The sequence below is a fragment of the Lederbergia citrea genome, assembly GCF_018343525.1.
Lineage (GTDB): Bacteria > Bacillota > Bacilli > Bacillales > Bacillaceae_C > Lederbergia > Lederbergia citrea.
Map to the genome: position 1 here is coordinate 193706 of NZ_JAGYPH010000004.1, position 16536 is coordinate 210241.

16 protein-coding genes, 1 pseudogene and 1 riboswitch are annotated in these 16536 nt (G+C 39.6%); of the genes and pseudogenes, 7 read left to right on the plus strand and 10 right to left on the minus strand.

Annotation, left to right across the window (positions count from 1 at the left end; translation table 11 throughout):
- Nucleotides 1-463: 463 nt before the first annotated feature.
- Nucleotides 464-1927 carry an amidase family protein gene (locus KHA88_RS18130; protein WP_213099649.1) on the minus strand — a complete coding sequence of 488 codons (1464 nt, stop codon included), beginning with the start codon at nt 1925-1927 and terminating at the stop codon, nt 464-466.
- A 250-nt stretch (nt 1928-2177) separates the two neighbouring features.
- Here KHA88_RS18130 and KHA88_RS18135 point away from each other — a divergent pair, with 250 nt between their 5' ends.
- From KHA88_RS18135 to KHA88_RS18150, 4 genes are all read left to right on the plus strand, one after another.
- On the plus strand, nt 2178-3074 hold the full coding sequence (locus KHA88_RS18135; RefSeq protein ID WP_249308739.1) for an MBL fold metallo-hydrolase: 897 nt from the start codon (nt 2178-2180) through the stop codon (nt 3072-3074).
- A 232-nt stretch (nt 3075-3306) separates the two neighbouring features.
- A complete protein-coding gene (locus KHA88_RS18140; RefSeq protein WP_213099647.1) occupies nt 3307-3840 on the plus strand; it encodes a sigma-70 family RNA polymerase sigma factor in 534 nt (177 codons plus the stop codon).
- A gap of 5 nt (nt 3841-3845) precedes the next feature.
- The gene (locus KHA88_RS18145; protein ID WP_213099646.1) at nt 3846-4259 is read left to right on the plus strand and encodes a PadR family transcriptional regulator; all 414 of its coding nucleotides are present in this window, start codon (nt 3846-3848) and stop codon (nt 4257-4259) included.
- Nucleotides 4252-5538 (plus strand): FtsW/RodA/SpoVE family cell cycle protein, encoded by a 1287-nt coding sequence (locus KHA88_RS18150; RefSeq protein WP_213099645.1) that lies wholly within the window; start codon nt 4252-4254, stop codon nt 5536-5538. The genes KHA88_RS18145 and KHA88_RS18150 overlap by 8 nt, the downstream gene beginning before the upstream one ends.
- 42 nt (nt 5539-5580) lie before the next feature.
- Here KHA88_RS18150 and KHA88_RS18155 read toward each other — a convergent pair whose 3' ends face one another.
- The 6 genes from KHA88_RS18155 to KHA88_RS18180 all read right to left on the minus strand — a co-directional run bounded on the left by KHA88_RS18155 (nt 5581) and on the right by KHA88_RS18180 (nt 12024).
- A complete protein-coding gene (locus tag KHA88_RS18155) occupies nt 5581-6150 on the minus strand; it encodes a DUF421 domain-containing protein (protein WP_213099644.1) in 570 nt (189 codons plus the stop codon).
- An 89-nt stretch (nt 6151-6239) separates the two neighbouring features.
- Complete coding sequence (gene acsA / locus KHA88_RS18160) at nt 6240-7952, minus strand: acetate--CoA ligase (RefSeq protein ID WP_213122624.1); 1713 nt, start codon at nt 7950-7952, stop codon at nt 6240-6242.
- Nucleotides 7949-8680, minus strand: a complete 732-nt coding sequence (locus tag KHA88_RS18165) for an ABC transporter ATP-binding protein (RefSeq protein ID WP_213099642.1) — start codon at nt 8678-8680, stop codon at nt 7949-7951. The genes acsA and KHA88_RS18165 overlap by 4 nt, the downstream gene beginning before the upstream one ends.
- Nucleotides 8681-8694: 14 nt before the next feature.
- Nucleotides 8695-9537: an ABC transporter permease gene (locus KHA88_RS18170; protein ID WP_213099641.1), complete on the minus strand. Its 843-nt coding sequence runs from the start codon at nt 9535-9537 to the stop codon at nt 8695-8697.
- A gap of 19 nt (nt 9538-9556) precedes the next feature.
- Nucleotides 9557-10525 carry an aliphatic sulfonate ABC transporter substrate-binding protein gene (locus KHA88_RS18175; protein WP_213099640.1) on the minus strand — a complete coding sequence of 323 codons (969 nt, stop codon included), beginning with the start codon at nt 10523-10525 and terminating at the stop codon, nt 9557-9559.
- Between the two features lie 133 nt (nt 10526-10658).
- Nucleotides 10659-10768: riboswitch (SAM riboswitch) on the minus strand.
- 113 nt (nt 10769-10881) lie between these two features.
- A complete protein-coding gene (locus KHA88_RS18180; RefSeq protein ID WP_213099639.1) occupies nt 10882-12024 on the minus strand; it encodes a trans-sulfuration enzyme family protein in 1143 nt (380 codons plus the stop codon).
- A gap of 167 nt (nt 12025-12191) precedes the next feature.
- Between KHA88_RS18180 and KHA88_RS18185 the strand changes: the two genes are divergently transcribed.
- The 3 genes and pseudogenes from KHA88_RS18185 to KHA88_RS21065 all read left to right on the plus strand — a co-directional run.
- Nucleotides 12192-13325 (plus strand): zinc-dependent alcohol dehydrogenase, encoded by a 1134-nt coding sequence (locus tag KHA88_RS18185; protein ID WP_213099638.1) that lies wholly within the window; start codon nt 12192-12194, stop codon nt 13323-13325.
- Between the two features lie 236 nt (nt 13326-13561).
- Nucleotides 13562-14137 (plus strand): GNAT family N-acetyltransferase, encoded by a 576-nt coding sequence (locus KHA88_RS18190; RefSeq protein WP_213099637.1) that lies wholly within the window; start codon nt 13562-13564, stop codon nt 14135-14137.
- A 60-nt stretch (nt 14138-14197) separates the two neighbouring features.
- Nucleotides 14198-14373, plus strand: a pseudogene (locus KHA88_RS21065) (peptide ABC transporter ATP-binding protein); the annotation flags it as partial.
- A gap of 58 nt (nt 14374-14431) precedes the next feature.
- Here the strand turns inward: KHA88_RS21065 and hisIE are convergent.
- From hisIE to hisA, 3 genes are read right to left on the minus strand one after another with little or no spacing between them, the layout of a single operon-like run.
- A complete protein-coding gene (gene hisIE, locus KHA88_RS18195; protein ID WP_213099636.1) occupies nt 14432-15082 on the minus strand; it encodes a bifunctional phosphoribosyl-AMP cyclohydrolase/phosphoribosyl-ATP diphosphatase HisIE in 651 nt (216 codons plus the stop codon).
- Entirely contained in the window at nt 15072-15833 is a 762-nt protein-coding gene (hisF, locus tag KHA88_RS18200) for an imidazole glycerol phosphate synthase subunit HisF (RefSeq protein ID WP_213099635.1), read from the minus strand. The genes hisIE and hisF overlap by 11 nt, the downstream gene beginning before the upstream one ends.
- On the minus strand, nt 15830-16534 hold the full coding sequence (hisA, locus tag KHA88_RS18205; protein ID WP_213099634.1) for a 1-(5-phosphoribosyl)-5-[(5-phosphoribosylamino)methylideneamino]imidazole-4-carboxamide isomerase: 705 nt from the start codon (nt 16532-16534) through the stop codon (nt 15830-15832). Before hisA ends, hisF begins: the two co-directional genes overlap by 4 nt.
- Nucleotides 16535-16536: the final 2 nt, after the last annotated feature.

A 16536-nucleotide genomic window follows, 5' to 3' on the forward strand; every position in this document is an offset into this window, starting at 1 on the left:
AATAAAAACGATTACCTAAGTAGGATGAAGCCGACATGATATGTTCGCTTTACAATCACAAGGGAAATGAATATAATATAGATAGACAGCAAAGAATAAAAAAGGAGCACCAGCTGGAACTGGTACTCCTTAATATACTAGCTACACTGCAAGAAGTGCAGCGACCCTGATGAAGAAATAATCCTCCACCTTGGTCAAAGGTATTTAGGGAGGGTTATTTCTTTTTTGTCAAAGAAATAACTGCTATGAACACTGATACGATTAAGGCTGAAAATGATATTGCAACCATTAGAGATTCGTACACGTTCCTCAGCGTCACCTCCTCTATGAGGAAGTGGTCGCTGCCCATCCTACCTATATAGCTGTATACCTGTATTATATCATAACAATACCGACAACTACGTGTTACAAAACAAATTAAGTACAACCAGGCTGTGCCCTAAATTTGAGCCGGCCTTTTCGTTTATTTTTCGAGCTTTGGAGCTTTTCTATGATTAGTCGCTTGCTCATAGGCATAAGCAACTTTTAATAATGTCTGCTCGCTGAAAGCTGTACCAGTGAACATAATTCCAAATGGTTCTCCATTAGGCACATACCCTGCTGGCACAATAACAGAAGGGTAACCTGCTTTCGCTGCAATTTCAGATCCTCTGTCCCCCGGAAACAATATAGCATCCAGATTATATTCTTCTAATGCATGATCAATTCCCTTTGCCCTCGATAAGTATTGATCTTTTTCTAGCGCTTGGACATATTCCATTTCCATTAAGCTTCCACTCGTTTTTTCCGACGCTTCCAGTAGTTTTTGATCATACTTTAACATCCTACCTGGATTTTCATTATTAAATGAAATCACATCTGAAAGTGATCGAATCTTATTTGAACGCGAAGTAGCCTTAAGATATGCATTTAAATCTGGTTTAAATTCATAAACCAAAACATCGAATCCCAATTTTTCCTCAGCTGATGGAATGTTGATATCTTCTATGATTTCGGCTCCTAGCTCTTTCAGTACTTGTAAGGCTTGATCTGCAAGTGCCAGTTTATGTTTACTCAAACGTTCTGTAAAAGGAGAACCGGCAATACCAATCCGCATTCCTTCTAAGGTTGTTTCGGATAGATTGGATGCATAATCAATTCCTTTCCGATCGGGATTCGTTCCAGTTACCGGATCTTTTTCATCCACACCTGCAATGGCGCTTAAAAGATAGGCCGCATCCTTTACTGTTCTTGCCATTGGCCCAGGTGTATCTTGTGTGTGGGCAATCGGAATGACCCCGGTTCTGCTTACAAGTCCAACAGTCGGTTTTATGCCGACCAATGAATTTTTCAATGAAGGATTTAATATTGAGCCCGATGTTTCCGTTCCAATTGCAGCAAGAGCAAAATTGGCAGCGATGGCCGCGCCTGAGCCGGAACTTGAACCTCCCACATCAAATTCACCATATGGATTTAGTGTTTGACCACCTCTTGAACTATACCCACTCGGCATATCGAACGCCATAAAATTAGCCCATTCCGTCATATTCGTTTTCCCCAATAAAATAGCCCCCGCTCCTCGCAGTTGAGAAGCAACGAATGAATCTTTAGCAGCATAGTGATCTGCCAAAGCGAGCGATCCCGCACTTGTATGCGTTTTGTCCCCAGTATCGATATTATCTTTTAATAATATTGGTATTCCGTGTAGTACGCTTCTTGGCCCATGCACCTTCCGCTCAATGTCATGTGATGACGCAATATGTAATGCATCGGGATTTATTTCTAGAACTGACCTGAGATTATTATCGTAATTGGCAATCCGATTCATGTACATATGTACGAGATCAACGGAAGTTACTTCTCCCGAATCTAGCTTTTCCTTTATATCTTCAATTGTTGCTTCTTGCAACCATTCATCGTGTAATTGTCTTAACTTAGGATTCTCCAATTCTTATAGCCCCCTTTTCTTTTATTTTAGAATATTTCTGATAAGTATGCGATTTAAGAGTTTTATTTTTTAAAAAGTTTAATTAAAATCATAGTAAAGTCCCATTCTGTTATTTAGAAGGTCAGGTTACCACATTTCACATTTATCCATCAGGCAGGCTTCTTGGGTCATTAGTTATTTATGAATTAAAATAAAAGAAACAAATGGTGAGGGGCAAGAAGGGACTATGAAAAAGAACCGCTATGAAAACATGGATAAAATTCAAACCTTGAAGGGTTTCAAAGATTTAATGGAATGGCGCAAGGAAAGGAGAGGCAAAACAAAAGATTTATCTTTTCAGGTTCCTCGCGTGGAAGAAACGGAAGAAAAATTTTTACAATCAAATAGGTCTATCGCTACGATCACATGGATTGGTCATTCTACTTTTCTCATTCAATTGAATGGGATGAACATTTTGACCGATCCCGTTTGGGCAAACAGGCTTGGTACGGACATACGACTCACATCGCCTGGTCTTGCAATCCATGCATTGCCCCCAATCGATCTTGTCCTGATTTCACATAGTCATTACGATCATTTGCATTATTCATCTATTAAAAAATTGAAGGGCAATCCAAGTTTTTTTGTACCTATTGGGCTTGGCAATTGGTTTAAGAAAAAGGGCTTTAGCAAGGTGGTTGAATGTAATTGGTGGGAAGAACATCAATTGAACGGTTTGAATATTGCCTTTGTTCCTGCACAGCATTGGACAAAGCGGACGCTGACTGATACGAATCGCTCACATTGGGGTGGATGGATATTGGAATCGTCGGATAAAAACACCATTTACTTTGCCGGGGACAGTGGGTATTTTCGAGGTTTTCGCGAAATTGGAAACCGATTTGCGATTGATTACTGCCTCATGCCAATCGGTGCCTATGAGCCGGAGTGGTTTATGGCTGACCAGCATGTGAATCCTGAGGAAGCGGTAAAAGCTTTTCTTGATACACGTGCAAGAAAAATGATTCCGATGCATTACGGTGCTTATAGATTGGCTGATGATACCCCGAAAGAGGCACTGGACCGTTTGCTGGCAGAATGGAAAAAGCAAGAATTGAGTATGGAGCATTTAAAAATAATGAAGATTGGACAGACTCAAAAACTATAAGATTTAAATCATTGATTTTTCCATGTGGAATATGAACTGGAACGAATATGTTACTAATTCGTAAGCCCTGTGCTAAATGACAAATATTTAAAAGTGTAGACGTGCTTCCCACAAATATTGGAAGGCACGTTTTTTCTTTCCCGATCCTCTATAATAAAGATATTCCCCAAAATTAAAACCCATCATCATTCTGCTCCGTCTAATGATTAGTAAGTCAAGGAGGTATTTAGATTTGGAAGATTTTGTTGCTGAAGCGCTTCAGGCAGCAGATATTGATTTGCTGTTTGACCAAATAATGACTGACTACGGACAGGATATGTTGCAACTTACCTATTCATATGTGAAAAATAATGCTGTTGCGGAGGATTTGACGCAAGAGATTTTTGTTAAATGCTATAAAGCTTTGCCTAATTTCGAGCATCGTTCTAACCTTAGAACTTGGTTATGGCGGATTGCAATCAATCATTGCAAAGATTATCTTCGTAGCTGGCACCATCGCAATATTATACTGACATATGAAAATGAAGTTGAACCTGTATCTTCACATGATAACGTGGAACATGCAGTCCTACGCTTGGAAGAAGAAATGGAATTGATTAAAGCTGTTTTACAATTGCCTATTAAATATCGAGAACCGGTTTATTTATATTATTTTCAAGAGATGACTATTAAGGAGATCGAATTGCTTATAGGTGTTAAGCAAAATACAATAAAAACTCGGCTGCGCCGGGCGATGACACTTCTAAAAGAAAGTTTGGAAGGGTGAGGATCATGGAAGAACGTTTAAGGAAGTTGAAAAAGAATAAAATATCAAACGAGCTACAATTTACAAATCGCCATCGTGAAAACATTTATAAAGCTATTCAAAGAGAAGAAGACAAAAACGAAGATGTTTTTCTGGCCATTTTACAGCTACTTTCTAATAAAAAAACTGGATTTGAACTTCTGCAGACATTAATTGGACGGGGTATTAAAAAATTCGTAGAAAATGAAGGCTCTCTTTATCTTTTACTGCACGAGCTTGAACAAAAGGAATATATATTATCTGAATGGAGCGATGATAAACAGAAGCATTATAGCTTAAATCAAAAAGGAAGAAGATTTTTGAAAAAAGCTGAAGCGAAACATGGACTAGAAACTAAGACTCTGAATGAGCTGTTGCGAGGTGACTTGTTATATGAGTGAGAAAACATCTTTTCTGCAGCTTGTGAAGAATCAGATTAAATCTAATGAAGCGAAGAAGTTTGTAACGCTGGAGCTCGATAGTCATATTGAAGATACAGCGCAACGATTGATGAACGCTGGGTTTTCTAGGGAAGATGCTGAGGCACAGGCTGTCCAACAAATGGGCGATCCGGTAAAACTCGGCTTAAAAATGGGTCGCTTGCATCGTCCAAAAATTGATTGGAGCTTATTAAGTCTCTTCATTTTCTTGCATTTGCTTGGATTATTGCCGCTTTTAATCACGAATTTTGAGTATCAGCCATCAATTTATCAACAAAGCATTAGTATTATCTTAGGTACTATTTGTGTATTCAGCGTGATGCTATTTGATTATAGGAAGTTGAAAGAAAAAGCATGGTTAGTTATTGGTATAGCAGGTATTATTTTATTGCTATTTTTCTATTTTGGCACCTATATAAATGATTTTTACCTTGGCACCTATAGGAATGGTTATCCCTATATCCGGTTCGGATTTTTTAGTTCAAATTCCATAGCCGTTCTCCCTTTTCTGTTTATTGGATGGGCAGGAATTTTTAATAGATATGCTAATCGTTATTTGCTTATGATCGGATTATTTTCCTTTACATTACTGCTTTATATCCCTGTCAGCATTTTACCCAATATCATTATATATGTTTTGATGGTTTTCACCATGTACGTATGGACCATTCGTAAACGGAGAAAACGAGTACTTGGCTCATTCATCGCTTTTATAATCGGAGGTTCTTCTCTTCTAGTCTGGAAATATAATCCTTTCTATATGAAACATCGTCTATTAGGTTTTTTAAATCCAGAGAAATACGCAGATGGCTCAGGGTTTTTGAATGTGCAAATTAAAAAGTACTTATCTGAAGCAAGCTGGTTTGGACAAATAAATAAACTAGAAAATTTCTCTCTCCCAGAATCACACACGGATTACGTGTTTGTCACATTAACGTACTCGCTTGGCTGGATTTTCTCTATCGGTCTTGTTCTCTTTCTTATTGCCGTCACTATCAGGTTGTGTTGGATGTCTCGTAAAATCGTAGATACATTTGGCCAACTAATCATTATCGGAGCAGCGACTCTTTATACTGTGCCCTTCATTTACAATATTACGATGGTGCTCGGTTGGCTGCCACTTGCAGGATTTTGGCTACCATTCATTAGCTATGGAACAATTCATGTTTTAATTAATTCTGTTTTGATTGGACTTGTTCTAAGTGTATATCGGCGGAAGGATTTAGTAGCTCCAGCCTAATAAAATTAGAACCCACATTTTGAGGGTTCTTTTATATCTCTCTTATTGTAGATATTTAGGATGATCTTTCTGTTGGTTGTCCAATTCAGCAAAAATGTTATCTTGTTGTTCAACGGATTGGGTTTCTAGATATCCGCCCATTAGTCTTTTAAAATCGCCGATAGTTAACGGCTTTGCGTCTTCCATCAATTCATATCCAAGATCACCATTTGATTCGATGGTCGCGGTTTTAACGTCTTCGATTTTAGTGATGCCAGCCATTCGTAGCCTCATTTCCAATTGATCAACGGTAAGACGCAATTTTTTTAACTCAGGTACATTTAATACACCATTTTGAATTACAATTTTTGATTTTCCGGTTACCAATTTTTCTAACCAGTTTATTTTTAGTTGTAAATATTCAAGTAAGAAAAGTACGGCGACAAATAAAGCGACGACCATCCCCGTTTTCCCTACACTTTTCTGACCGATTGGCTGAACAAGAACAGTCCCGATTGAAAGCATTACGACAACTTCCGGAATAGTCATTTGTGAAATAGATTTTCGACCTGAAAACTTTAATATAACGATACCCATTAAAGCGATGAGTATGACCTTCCAAAACAAACTCATAAATTCATCTCCATTCATCAATATTTTTCACCGATAATAAGAAAAAATGCACGAATAAATGCATAAGCATTTATTCGTGCAAAATATGGTTAAGCATGTACCAAATTCAGTTTTTCAACTTCCTTCGCCTTCAATTCACGGCGCAAAATCTTCCCACTGATTTTTGTTTTCGGCAATTCATCAACAACTTCAATTTCCCTTGGTGCCGCGTGTGCTGCGAGCCTGTTTCTGACAAAGGAACGAATTTCCGCAAGCACTTCAGGCGTGGATTCGTATCCTTTATTCAAAACGATAAATGCCTTCACAATTTCCCCGCGGATGAAATCCGGCTTTCCAATCACGCCAGCCTCGGCGACAGCAGGATGCTCAATTAGCTTGCTTTCTACCTCGAAAGGTCCGATGCGCTCCCCAGAAGAATTAATCATATCGTCGCTTCTTCCTTGGAAGAAGATGTAGCCATCCTCATCCTTCAAGGCCAAATCCCCCGCAAGATACCACTCTGGGCCAAATGGGAAATAGGTTGCGTATTTTTCTTCATTATTCCATACTTCTTTCATAATCGCTGGCCAAGGCCCTTTGATCGCCAAATGACCAACTTCCCCCACCGGTAAAATATTGCCTTCATCGTCCAATACCGCAGTTTCAATATTAGGAAGTGGTTTTCCCATCGAACCCGGTTTAATTGGTTCTGTTGGCAAGTTTACAATTAACTGCGCCCCTGTTTCTGTCATCCACCATGTATCATGAATCCGCAGGTTTAAATTTTCTACGCTCCAGTAAATAACTTCGGGGTTAAGTGGTTCACCGACACTTAAAATATGGCGGAGCTTACTTAAGTCATAGCGCTCAAGCGCCTCTTGCCCTTCCGCCATTAGCATGCGGAAAGCTGTCGGTGCACTATACCAAACAGTTACACCTGTTTTTTCAATCGTTTCATACCAGCTGTCGGCATTAAAACGGCCACCATGAAGAACTATTGTTGCTCTGTTTAAGAGTGGTGCGAATATTCCGTATACACAGCCTGTGACCCAGCCTGGATGTGCCGTGCACCAATAAACATCATCTTCTTTTATATCGAGGACCCAACGACCAGTAATATATTGCTGAATCATTGCGCGGTGGGCGTGAATAATCCCCTTTGGTTTCCCTGTAGATCCGCTTGTGTAATGAATGTTCAAGCCGTCATCAAGCTCTACCCATTCGATGATCTCTTCTTCATTTGCAATCGAGTTAAGTTCTTTTGGTATAGAAATAACGTCAGGCGAAACTGGCTTTTTATCAGTGAGAAAGATTGTTTCAAGACTTGGCAAATCTTCTAGAGGCACTCTTTGCAAATACTCTTCATTTGTAATGAGGAATTTCCCGCTGCAATCCGAAATTCGGTCACGAACTGCTTCTTCCATAAATGCCTCAAACAATGGCCCGACAACTGCTCCAATCTTAATCGCGGCTAAAATCGCAATATGACATTCCGGGTGTTTCGGCAAAAACACGAAGAGAAAATCCCCTTTATTCACACCATGTTTTTTCAAAACACGCGCCCATCTGTCCGTTTCACTCTTTAACTCTTCATAAGTAAGTTTCCATTCACTTTCCCCCTCTACATAATGAAGGGCAATCTTTTCTCCAAATCCTTCAGCAACATGACGATCAACACATTCATACGCCATATTTACTTTACCTGTTTCATGCCAACTAAAGTTTTTTTCTATTTCTTCCCAAGCAATTGACTGCTTCTCTGCAAGATCTGATTGCACATTATAAGAACCTTTGATTGGAGGTATCACTTGTTGTCTCGTCATTGTACTTTCTCCTTTATATCATTATTTAAATCTAGTAAATTCAATATCTCTGCCTTTTTTTCAGCAAGTGTGACATCGCCTCGTGAACGTGGCTTTTTCTGTTCAATTTTGATTTCCGCATAAATTTCACCTGGCTGCCCTCGCAAAATAAAAACCCGGTCGCATAAATATAAAGCTTCATCAATATCATGCGTAACGAGCACCATCGTTGTCTGTCGCTTTTTCCAGATTGAAAGCAGCAAATCCTGAAGCTGCATTTTTGTAAAAGCATCGAGAGCACTGAATGGTTCATCTAAAAGCAGTACGTCCGGTTCTGTAATGAGGGACCTTGCAATCGCAGTTCTCTGTGCCATACCGCCAGATAAATCTTTTGGATAATGGTTTTCAAAACCATTCAGACCAACAAGGTCAAGAAGTTCCTTCGCAAGTTCTTTTTGCTTCGCCGTTTTTACGCCAAAGCCAATATTATCGTTAACAGAAAGCCACGGCATAAGACGTGGTTCTTGAAACATCATACCGACTTTATGATCGGAATCTGTTTTCGAAAGCGTGAATTTTCCACTGTATTGGTCATCGAGCCCCGAGAGTACTCGCAGCAAAGTACTTTTTCCACAGCCGCTCGTACCAAGGATGCCAATTATTTCTCCTTCTTTCATTGAAAAAGTCACATTCCTAAAACCTGCTTTACCTTTATTAAATGTTCGAGTTACATTTTGAACTGCGAGCACTCTCAATTCCCCCTTTACCGCTGATTGGACAAGCTATCTTGCCAACTAAGTGATTTTTTCTCTAAACCTTTGAGTAATGAATCGGTTATTTTTCCAATAATTGCAAACAAAAAGATACTGGCAATTACGAGTTCCGGTGAGTAAGTATTTTGTCCGACAACCAGCAAATATCCCAGACCTTTACTCGCTCCCATAATTTCCGCTGCTACGACGAACATCCAACCAAGCCCCAGTCCACTTCTTAGACCGACTAAAAATGAGGGCAAGGATGCTGGAAGAATAATTTTTCTTAATGTCTCAGCGGATGTGAATCCATAAATTTTCCCCACCTCTATGAGCTTTCTATCTACCCCTTGGATTCCGGAAACAATATTTAAGTAAACCGGAAAGAATACACCGACAGCGATTAATGTCACCTTCGAGGATTCGCCGATCCCCATCCAAAGGATAAACAGCGGAACCCAGGCAAGGGATGGGATTGAACGAAATGCTTGAACGAGTGGATCCATTAATTTTTCCATGACGGAAAAGTAACCGACTGCCGATCCAAGTAGAACTGCTGCAAGTGTGCCAAGCAAAAAGCCTACGGCGACCCTGTACAAGGTTGTGCCAACATGACCAAGAAGTGTACCTGCTGCACCCATCTCAAAAATTTCCTGAACAATTTTCGTCGGTGCCGGCAGAAGATGTGCTTCGATTACCCCCGCCCTGCCTGCAATCTCCCATACGAGTAATAGAAAGAGAGGAATGATGCTGCCTAATATCCACTTTTCATTTTTCTTATATGTGAATTTGGAAATACGCTGTCTTTTCGGCTTCTCCATTCGAACATTAATCGTTTCACTTCTGCCACTCATCGTTGCCACCGTCCTTTACTTATTTAAAAAAATCGGGATTAATCAATTCGTTTACTACTTTTTCAATATCAGTCTTTGTCTCCAAAATTCCTTCTGACTTTAAAACATCACCAGCTGCTTTAATGGCTGTTCTTTGCTCATCACCAGGTTTTGATGTGGAAAAATCATTACGTTCAAGCTGAATTTTTGCCACATTCAAATCGATTTGGGCTTCTTTAGCCAAAATTTCTGCAGTTTCTTCCGGATTGTCAATCGCCCATTGGCGAGCTTTTTCATATACTTCAATGACTTTTGTAACGTATTCAGGGTATTTTTCAGCAAATTCAGATCGTACATTCAATGTTCCATATGTGTTGAAGTCAGCATTTCGGAAGAAAAGGTTTGCGCCTGAATTATTTTCGACCTTTGCCATATGGGGATCAAGTCCCGCCCAAGCATCTACTTCTCCTGAAAGAAGTGCTGCTGCTCCATCTCCGTGCTGCAAGTTGATTATTTCAACATCTTTTCCGGATAGCCCATTCTCTTCTAAAGCTCGTAGCAAAAATATATATGGATCAGTTCCAAGTGTCGCTGCCACCTTTTTCCCTTTTAAATCGTTTACCGTTTTAATCGCTGAATCCGTCGATACAAGTGCTGTCCATTCAGGCTTTGAAAAAATATAAACTGTTTCGATTGGTGACCCTTTTGCTTTCGCCATCAGTGCTGCACCACCTGCAGCAGAACCAAAATCCACACTTTTAGAGTTCAAAAACTCGAGGGCTTTGTTGCTTCCTTGGCTTAGGACAAACTCAATTTCAATGCCTTCTTTTTTAAATAATTCCTCTGCAAAACCTTTTTCTTTTAACACAAGGCTTGTCGGTGAATAATGTGCGTAGTCTAAAGTGATTTTTTTTGGTTTTCCTTCTTCCCCGCTTGCATTGCTGGAACATCCCGCTAATGCAACTACAGCTATGACTAATAATAATGTTTTGATAATCCATGTTTTCATTTTTTCTTCCTCCAATATATTTATTATTTTTATAGGTTTACTTGGTTTAATAATGGATATTTCCCTATATACATTTCCTTATTGAACAACAAAAAGCCCCCTTCCTAAGAAGAGGGCGTATGTACGATTCCTCCTCTTATCTTCCAGATCCATGATCTGTAGGATTTAGCACCTTTTCAAACAAAATGTTTGCAGGTTGCCGGGCTTCACAGGGCCTATTCCCTCCGCCGCTCTCGATAAGAGATATTCATTTAGTTGTTTATTGCGTTGCCTATGTAAAGCAGTATAGGATAATTTCTCCAACATGTCAAATGCTTTTTAGAAAATTTATAAAATTGGGTCTGCGCTTTGCTAACTTAACATGATTTTTCTATTGCTTGGAAAAATTGTTCAACGATATCTTGTTCGTTTTCAATCCCGATAGAAAGGCGAACTACCCTTTCGTTTATTCCAAGCTTTTCTTGTGCTTCTGCTGGTAAATTTCGATGCGAAGTACCATACGGATATGATACGGTGGTCTCGACTCCACCTAATGAGGGAACAATTTTAATCCAACCAAGGGAAGCAAAAAACGTCCGAATATTACATTGCTGTGAGAGTTCGATGGTCACAATCGCGCCATTGCCTCGTTCTGAAACCCCTTCTGGATAATACACCTTCGAAATATTCTCATTCTGTTTGAGCATTACTGCTACAGCTTGTGCGTTTCTTGATTGTTTTTCCATACGCAACGCTAGGGTTTTTACTCCTCTGCAAGTCAGCCACGCCTCAAATGGACTTAAATTTCCGCCCAAGCTAACGATTTTTTGCTTAGCTGCTTGAATCAGATTTTCCTTTCCAACGATAACACCTGCTGAAACATCGCTATGCCCGCCGAGATATTTCGTTGCACTATGAACAACGAGATCTATCCCCTCTCTGCATGGCTGCATCAGATAAGGAGTAGCAAACGTATTATCAACCATCGTGAAGAGATTAAATTCTTGACCAAGTTGGACCAGTCCTGAAATATCCTCCACTCTTAAAAATGGATTGGTAATACTTTCCGTATATAGAAGTTTCGTATTAGGCTGAATGGCTTCTCTTACCTCTTCTTCATTTGCGAAAGAAACAAAAGAAACATTGATTCCGAAATTTTTAAGTTCTTCGTCAAGAAGATGGTAAGTACCTCCGTATAAATCATCGCATGCAACAATATGATCGCCGTTTTTCACAACTGCAAGAATTCCAGCTAAAATAGCAGACATGCCTGAAGAAGAGGCAGCCCCTGATTCCGTACCTTCAAGTGCCGCTACGGCTGCTCCGAGTTCGTCTGTATTTGGATTTCCATACCTTGAATATAAATAAGGCGTTTCTCCTTCGAAATAACCTTCCAGTTCGTCCAAATCTTTAAATGAAAACGAGGATGTTTGATGAATTGGCGATGCTTTAGATGTGAAATTATTTTTATTTTTTTGTGATTGATGGACTACTTTTGTCTCAAAAGAAACGTCTCTCATTATGTCATGTCACTCCTATGTATGAATTCAAAAAAAGAGAAAATTTATAATAATTGTGATTATACTCACAATTCAAGGAGTTGTCAAAATCGAGTCATTATATCACCGAGTTTTCTTCGTTAAAAAGGGCATCCTATTTAGTGGATATTTATAAAGGGAGTGTGAGCATGAAAGCAGTCACATATCAAGGCCCGAAAAAAGTCGAAGTGAAAAATGTTGCTGATCCGACCCTTGAAAAGAAAGATGACATTATTGTCCGAATCACCTCTACCGCCATTTGCGGATCGGATTTACATCTTTATCAAGGTAATATGAAGATACGGGAAGATTATATTATTGGTCATGAACCAATGGGAATTGTTGAAGAAACAGGTCCTAATGTAACAAAAGTGAAAAAAGGGGACAGAGTTGTTATCCCCTTTACCGTTGCTTGTGGGATGTGTTTTTACTGTCAAAACCAAATGGAAAGTCAGTGTGATCATGCCAATCCTTTTGAAGATACAGGAGGTTATTTTGGTTATACAGAAATGTATGGAGATCATCCCGGAGGACAAGCAGAGTTTTTAAAAGTACCTTTCGGAAACTTTCTCCCATTTGTAGTACCTGAATCAACTGAACTTGAAGATGAATCACTGCTTTTCCTGTCGGATGTCCTCCCAACCGCTTACTGGAGTGTAGAAAATGCGGGGGTTAAAAAAGGGGATACAGTCATCGTTTTTGGTTGCGGTCCTGTTGGTCTCATGACCCAGAAATTTGCTTGGATGAAGGGTGCAAAAAGGGTGATTGCCGTTGATTATTTGGAGTATCGACTAAACCACGCAAAGAAAACCAATAAAGTAGAGATATATGACTTTTCCAAACAGGAAGAGATGGGCTTTTATTTGAAAGAAATTACAAATGGCGGGGCAGATGTAATTATTGACTGCGTCGGCATGGATGGGAAAAAAACGCCTCTTGAAAAAGTGGGGCAAAAGTTAAAGCTTCAAGGCGGGACTTTAAGTGCCATAGAAATGGCAATGAAAGCAGTAAGGAAATACGGAACCGTCCAATTGACCGGTGTCTATGGATCGAACTATAATCTTTTTCCACTGGGCGAATTTTTTTCACGTAATATCACTTTAAAAATGGGACAGGCGCCAGTTGTCCATTACATGCCGGAACTTTATGAGAAAATCATCAATAAAGAATTCGATCCAACAGAAATCATTACACATAAAATTCCCCTTGATGAAGCGGACCATGGCTACAAAATTTTTAATAATCATGAAGATGATTGTATTAAAGTGGTTTTAAAGCCTTGATAACTGACCTCCCTAGAGATTTCTGGGAGGTTATTTTCCGTATATTCATCTTCTTAATCGCATTGTATAATTAGGAGATAGAAAATTCAGAAGATAGGCTGATGAATATATAACTGAAAACCATGCAATCATGATGTATGAGCCATTACTGGAAAACAAAACAAGCGTATAAAAGCATAAAAATCAACAAATACTCTCATCATAGAATTTCGAAAAAATTGTATAGGAGTAGGTCAATGCATTGGTATGAAAAGTTAAATCAATATTTCCCGATTGAAGAAATGAAATCGAGAGATCATTTTGAAAGCTTACTTAAGGAACGTTCAAATATATATCATAAAGACGAGGGTTCTAATCATGTTTTAATGTATGTTGAACTGGACAACTTTGTTTTCATTGATTATCTTTTTGTTTCCAAAGATGCGCGTGGCCAGGGACTAGGTCATAAATTGTTAGAAAAATTAAAAAGAAGAGAAAAGCCAATCATACTTGAAGTAGAACCAATTCAGTATGATGACAGTGATTCAGAAAAAAGGCTGCGTTTTTATAAACGTGAAGGATTTGAGCATGCGAGTTCCATTGGGTATCAAAGAAGGTCTCTCGCGACAAAAGAGATTAATGAGCTGGAAATCCTTTTTTGGGCACCCAATGATGAGTCTGAAGAAATGATTTTTGAAGCCATGAAAAAAACATATAAAATGATCCACACCTATAAGGATCAACACTTCTATGGCCAATCATACCAGCCTGTTGAAGAGGTTTTAACCTTTACCGAACCGACCGAAAATAAGGATTTATTAGATCATTTATAAGTTTTATAATCAAAAAACAGGAGCAATGTTGGCTCCTGTTTTTTTCAGCTATGCATTATTCTCATGAAGCAACTCGCCCAAGAAGGAATTACAATGGTCGTTGTAACACGCGAATGAGTTTGGAGACCGGGTCATCTTCATCGATGTGGCTAATTGTTGAAGAAAACGAACCACACATATTATTCGCCAACCCGCAGAACGAACGGACAAAAGAATTTTTGAGTAAAGTTTTATAAGCTTTGATCAAAAAAATAAGCCGCTTTGGCTTATTTTTTTGTCTTAACACCTGAGTTTTTACCAGTCTTCTATTTCCGGTCTTTCTTGTTTCGCATTTCCTTTTTTGCTAGACCGCTTTTGGAGCTCTTCTTCAACCTGATTAAGCGACACGCCTTGATCTGTCAACAGGACGAGACAGTGATACAGAAGATCGCTGCACTCGTTAATCATTTCATCTTTATCGCTATTTTTTGCGGCAATAATGACTTCCCCGGCCTCTTCAATTAACTTTTTGGCAATTTTATCAGTACCTTTTTCAAATAAATAATTTGTGTATGAACCTTCTACAGGATTTACTTTCCGCTCTTGAATTTCGGACATTAGTTCTTTGTAGATTGTTGATGTCATCAACTCTTGTTTCTCGCCTTCAATCCAGTTAAAGAAACATGAATTTTCCCCTGTATGACAAGCTGGTCCCAGTGGATCTACCCTTATTAACAGGGAATCGCCATCACAATCAAGCTGAATCGATTTGACAATTTGTTTATTCCCCGATGTCGCCCCTTTATTCCAATATTCTTCTCTGGAACGGGAATAGAACCATGTTTCCTTCGTTTCCACTGTTTTGTTGAATGCCGTCTCATCCATATAAGCAAGCATAAGAACTTCCCCATTATGATCATCCACAATAATCGCTGGAATCAGTCCCTTTGAAAAATCAATCTTCACTGACTTCAACTCCCCGCTCTCGGCAAAGTGCTTTCACCTCGCCAACACTCACGATGTCTTCGTGGAAAATAGATGCCGCGAGTGCTGCGGCCGCATTTGTTTCTTTGAATACTTCAACAATATGCTCCGCGTTTCCACAGCCTCCAGATGCAATAACAGGTATGCTGACAGCATCGACAATCGCTTTTGTCAGTTTTAAATCATACCCATCCTTCACACCATCACGATCGACACTTGTCGGTAAAATTGCCCCTGCTCCCAGCTCCTCAAGCTTTTTAGACCATTCGATTGCATCAAGGCCGGAATCGTGCAAACCTCCGCGTGTCATTACACGCCACGTTCCATCAGGAAATAACTTCGCATCGACAGCTGCGACGATACGTTCGGACCCAAATTTCTCGGCAGCTTCAGCAATTAGTTCGGGACGAACAACCGCCGCTGAATTAATTCCAACTTTATCTGCTCCTGCCTCAAGGACCCTCGAGATATCTTCCAGCGTTTTGATTCCGCCTCCAACAGTAAAAGGGACAGATACTTTCTCGGCTACTTTTTTAACGACATCAACCATAGTATCTCGGCCTTCAGTTGTGGCGGAAATATCTAAAAAAACCAATTCATCCGCACCATTTTCGGAGTAAGCTTTTGCCATGTCAACAGGATCTCCCATTTCGCGCATCCCTTCGAAATTTACACCTTTTACGACTTTTCCATCTTTCACATCTAGGCAAGGAATGATTTTTTTGGTTGTCATAAAGCGCCACCTCTCAGTTTGATCGTGCCTTCGTACATGGCTTTACCGACAATAGCTTCAGTGATGCCAATTTCAGAGATTGCATCTAGATCAGCTTGATTCCTAATCCCTCCTGATGCTACAATTTCACAATTTACCGCTTCATTGATTTTCTGTAGTTGCAGAAGATTCGGACCTTGCATTGTACCGTCCTTGGAAATATCGGTAAACACGATCCTCCTTACGCCGAGCTGTTCCATTTTTTTCGCGAATTCAATATAATCTACATCTGTCTCAGTTTCCCATCCACTGACAGCAACCTTTTCATCGCGCGCATCGATGCCAATGACAATATTTTCTGGATAGTTTTCTAAAGCCTGCTTTAAAAAGGTTTCATCTTGCAATGCAGCCGTACCAAGAACCACTCTTTCTACACCCGCTTCAATGTAAGCTTTTACGGTTTCAATCGAACGAATCCCGCCGCCAACTTGAATAGGTGCTGTGGAAGACCGAGAAAGTTTGGAAATAAGTTCAAGTTGCTCAGGATTCCCTGAACGTGCTCCGTCCAAATCAACAATATGGATAATTTCTGCACCATCTTCTATAAAATTTTTCAGCTGTGACTCAGGATCACTTCCCACTTGCGTCGTTTGATTAAAATCACCTTGATAAAGTCTGACACATTTTCCATCTATTAAATCCATCGCTGGTAAAATCTTCATTA